The sequence below is a fragment of the Streptococcus oralis genome, assembly GCF_001578945.1.
Classification (GTDB): domain Bacteria; phylum Bacillota; class Bacilli; order Lactobacillales; family Streptococcaceae; genus Streptococcus; species Streptococcus oralis_Q.
The window spans coordinates 240224-244511 of sequence record NZ_KQ969551.1 but is presented as its reverse complement, the minus strand read 5'-3'; the positions used below and the strand labels follow the sequence as shown (position 1 = coordinate 244511).

At 43.2% G+C, this 4288-nt stretch carries 5 protein-coding genes; 1 reads left to right on the top strand and 4 read right to left on the bottom strand.

Features of this window, described 5'->3' with window-relative positions; translation table 11 throughout:
• Window positions 1–605 (top strand): NFACT RNA binding domain-containing protein (locus tag SORDD16_RS03900; protein WP_164966481.1); only part of this gene is annotated, 605 nt, incomplete at its 5' end.
• A gap of 32 nt (window positions 606–637) precedes the next feature.
• On the opposite strand, the gene deoD is transcribed toward SORDD16_RS03900, so the two are convergent.
• The 4 genes from deoD to SORDD16_RS03880 all read right to left on the bottom strand — a co-directional run bounded on the left by deoD (window position 638) and on the right by SORDD16_RS03880 (window position 4191).
• Window positions 638–1348, bottom strand: a complete 711-nt coding sequence (gene deoD, locus SORDD16_RS03895; RefSeq protein WP_061452451.1) for a purine-nucleoside phosphorylase — start codon at window positions 1346–1348, stop codon at window positions 638–640.
• 263 nt (window positions 1349–1611) lie between these two features.
• Window positions 1612–2421: a purine-nucleoside phosphorylase gene (locus tag SORDD16_RS03890; RefSeq protein WP_061452450.1), complete on the bottom strand. Its 810-nt coding sequence runs from the start codon at window positions 2419–2421 to the stop codon at window positions 1612–1614.
• Window positions 2418–2978, bottom strand: coding sequence for a DUF1697 domain-containing protein (locus SORDD16_RS03885; RefSeq protein WP_061452449.1), 561 nt, complete (start codon window positions 2976–2978; stop codon window positions 2418–2420). Before SORDD16_RS03885 ends, SORDD16_RS03890 begins: the two co-directional genes overlap by 4 nt.
• 1 nt (window position 2979) lies before the next feature.
• Complete coding sequence (locus SORDD16_RS03880) at window positions 2980–4191, bottom strand: phosphopentomutase (RefSeq protein ID WP_061452448.1); 1212 nt, start codon at window positions 4189–4191, stop codon at window positions 2980–2982.
• Window positions 4192–4288: the final 97 nt, after the last annotated feature.

Below are 4288 nucleotides of genomic sequence, written 5' to 3'. Positions count from 1 at the left end.
CTCCCAGCCAGAATGCTCAACGCTATTTTAAACGTTACCAGAAACTCAAAGAAGCTGTCAAATACCTTACTGAGCTGATTGAGGAAACCAAGGCTACCATTCTTTATCTAGAAAGTGTCGAAACGGTTCTCAACCAAGCTGGGCTGGAGGAAGTCGCTGAAATCCGTGAGGAATTGATCCAAACCGGTTTTATCCGTAGAAGACAACGCGAAAAAATCCAGAAACGCAAAAAACCAGAACAGTATCTGGCAAGCGATGGGAAGACCATTATCTATGTCGGTCGAAACAATCTTCAAAACGAGGAACTAACCTTTAAAATGGCCCGCAAGGAGGAACTTTGGTTCCATGCCAAGGACATCCCTGGAAGCCATGTCGTCATCTCAGGAAATCTCAATCCTTCTGACGAAGTCAAGACAGACGCAGCCGAACTAGCAGCCTACTTTTCCAAAGGGCGCCTGTCAAATCTCGTGCAAGTGGATATGATTGAAGTGAAAAAACTCAACAAACCAACTGGTGGAAAACCTGGCTTTGTAACCTACACAGGACAAAAGACCCTCCGCGTTACACCAGACCCAGAAAAAATCGCATCTATGAAAAAATCCTGATTTCACTTGAAAACAGGATTTTCGTTTACAATTTACTCTGCAATCAAGGTTTCCAAACCAACCTTCATCATATCGGTGAAGGTATTTTGGCGTTCTTCTGCAGTGGTGTCTTCATCTGGATTGACCAAGCTATCAGAAATGGTCATGATAGCAAGTGCATCAACGTGGTGCTGGGCAGCAAGATAGTAAAGAGCTGCTGCTTCCATTTCTACAGCTTTAACTCCCCATTTACCAAGCTCAATGTTCTTTTCAAAGTAGTTTGAGTAAAAGACATCTGATGACAAAACGTTCCCAACGTGGGTGGTCATACCAAGTTCTTTGGCGATATGGTAGGCCTTATCTAGCAAATCAAAGCTAGCGATTTGTGGAAAATCATACTGTGGCCAGTCGTTGCGGATGATGTTTGAGTTAGTTGCAGCTGCTTGCGCCAAAACCAATTCACGGACATGAACATCCTCGTTTAACGAACCCGCAGTTCCCACACGGATCAATTTCTTTACACCGTAGTCCACAATCAACTCACGCGCGTAGATCGAAATGGATGGCATCCCCATCCCAGTTCCCATGACAGATACACGGTGGCCCTTGTAAGTACCAGTGTAACCAAACATGTTACGCACTTGGTTAAAACAAACAGCATCTTCAAGGAAGTTCTCCGCAATAAATTTCGCACGAAGAGGATCCCCCGGAAGAAGAATTTTATCAGCAATTTCACCCTGCTGAGCAGCAATATGGATAGACATAATATAAGATACCAAACCCGTCAAAAAGCGAAGGGAAAATAGGAGTTGGGTGCAGTGAGCGATGCTCGCTAGACCAACTATCTTTTTCCCACTGCTTTTAGGGTGGGTTCAATTCCTTTCTTTCTTAATTTAGATGATAATTAGGAGAATAGCTCGGGTTCAATTCAAAACCAAACTACCCTACCTTTCAATGTTTTTAGAAAAGTTTTCCGCTCGTGTTCAAATCAGAACACCTCGCTCTACCTTTCTATGATAAGTATTGATTACAATTCTACAATAATAGCTTTAAGCAATCCCTTGAAGTCACCTTTGACACGTTCAGTTACTTCCACAACTTCCTCGTGGTTGAGTTCTTCTTGGAAGCCTGCAGCATGGTTAGTAATACATGAAATACCGAGAATTTTCAAACCTGAGTGAGCGGCCACAATCACTTCAGGAACAGTAGACATACCAACTGCATCTGCTCCCAATGTCTTATAGGCGCGAATTTCTGCAGGTGTTTCATAAGTCGGACCAGTTACACCGATATAGACACCTTCATCAAGCTTGATACCGAGTTTTTTAGCCACTTCATGGGCAGTAGCACGGTATTCTGGTGTGTAGGCTTTAGACATATCTGGGAAACGTGGACCAAAATCATCCAAGTTTTCACCCATCAATGGGTTTTGACCCGTCATGTTGATATGGTCTGAGATAGCCATCAAGGTACCAGGTCCATAGCCAATACCACCAGCTGCATTGGTTACAATGACACCTTCACATCCGAGAACTTTCATCACACGTACTGGGAAAGTAACCACTTCAAGAGGATTGCCTTCGTAGAAATGGAAGCGACCTTGAAGAGCCAAGACCTTACGGCCTGCAAGTTCACCATATACCAATTTCCCAGCGTGTCCGACTACTGTAGAGCGGCCCCAGTTTGGTATATCTGCATAATCTACTACAACTGGATTTTCGATTTCTTCCGCCAATTCTCCAAGTCCTGATCCAAGGATTAAACCGAACTCAGGCGCTTGGATTCCCTTGTCTTTCAGGAAAGCAGCTGTTTCCTTGATCTTATCTAAAAATGTCATTCTGTGTCTCCTTTATTATTTTTTAGCATTTGACCGATTTTGTCAAAAGTTTTTGCATTGCGAATGGTGATGTGGCGATAGAATGGCAGTTTGAGTAGGTACTTGTGATAGGCTGTCTTAGAGTAGGATTCTTCAGAGAATTTCCCCCAGAAAATCCCAAGTCTTCCAAAATGAACGATTTCATCTTTCAGTTCCAAACTTTCAACTGTCTCAATGACTTTAGCCACATCCAAACCCTCCGTGTAAAAGAGGACATCCTTTCGTGCCAAATCATTGGTCCACCATTCAGGCAGATTTTCAAGTTCCGCCTCATAGTCTTCATGACTCAGTAAAGAAAAATTCTGAATAAATGGATAATGGATTTCAAAGAAAGTCTCTAACTTTTCAACCAATTGGGCTTTGGGATCTGTCGAAGTAAAGAAAATATTGCCACTGTTGATGTAGGTCTCAACCTTCTCCAAACCCAACTCTGTCAGTTCTTGACGAAGTTGCGCCATGACAACCTTATTTTTCCCACCGACATTAATGCCCCTTACCAGTAAAGCATAGCGCGTCATCTTATACCAATTTATCTAAGAAACTTTCCCCAATCATGGCAGTTTCAACACCAAAGTTATCCGCAACTGTTGCTGAGATATCTGCAAAATGTCCGACTGGAATGACACCATTTCCTTTAAAAGCAGGGCTGTAAGCTAAAAGTGGAATATATTCACGAGTGTGGTCAGTTCCAGCATAGGTTGGGTCATTTCCATGGTCAGCAGTAATCAAGAGAAGATCGTCCTCTCTCATGGCTGTGATAATTTCAGGCAAGCGTTCGTCAAACTCATGCAAGCAATCACGGTAACCATGAGCATTGCGGCGGTGTCCGTAAAGGGCATCAAAGTCAACCAAGTTTGTGAAGGAGAATCCTTTTTCAAATTCAGCAAGTCCCATGGTCTTCAATAGTGTATCAATTCCGTGGCTGTTTGACTTGTTGTGGCCCATGTCATGGTTGATACCAGCACCGTTAAAGATATCGTTGATTTTACCAACAGCATACGTATTGATGCCAGCTTCGTTCAATTTATCCAAAACAGTTGGTGCAAATGGGGAAACGGCCAAGTCACGACGGTTTGCTGTACGAGTGAAATTACCTGGTTCACCAACATACGGACGGGCAATGATACGACCTAGAAGGGCAGGACGTTCAAGTGTAATCGAACGAGCGTATTCACAGATACGGTACAATTCATCCAAAGGAATGATATCTTCGTGGGCAGCAATCTGCAAAACAGGATCAGCTGAAGTATAGATAATCAACTCCCCAGTTTCCATTTGACGTGGTCCGAAATCATCGATAACAGCTGTTCCTGAGTAAGGTTTGTTGGCTTCACGAATGACCTTGCGTCCTGAAAATTCTTCGATTTTTGTCAAGATTTCTTCTGGGAATCCGTTCCAGAAAGTATCGAAAGGCTCGGTAATGTTGAGTCCCATGATTTCCCAGTGACCAGTCATAGTATCCTTACCAAGGGAAACTTCTTCCAATTTCGTTACATAACCTGTTGGGTTGCTTTCAGCTGGCACCGTCTTCAGAGGCGTTTCGCGAGGAATATTTCCTAGACCGATTTTAGCCATGTTTGGCACATTCAAACCAACTGTTTTTGAAATGTGTCCCAGTGTGTCAGAAGCTCCATCTGGAACCCCTGCATTGACAAAGTTATTGGCATCAGGTGCAGCACCGATTCCCACAGAATCCAGTACCACCAAGTGAATACGATTAAATTTTGACATAGTCTGTCTCCTTATTATGTTGATTAGTTTGCTTTTGTTGAAGTTAAAATCTGAACACCATCTCGTCCCGCTACGATGACCTTATCCACCATTTGGT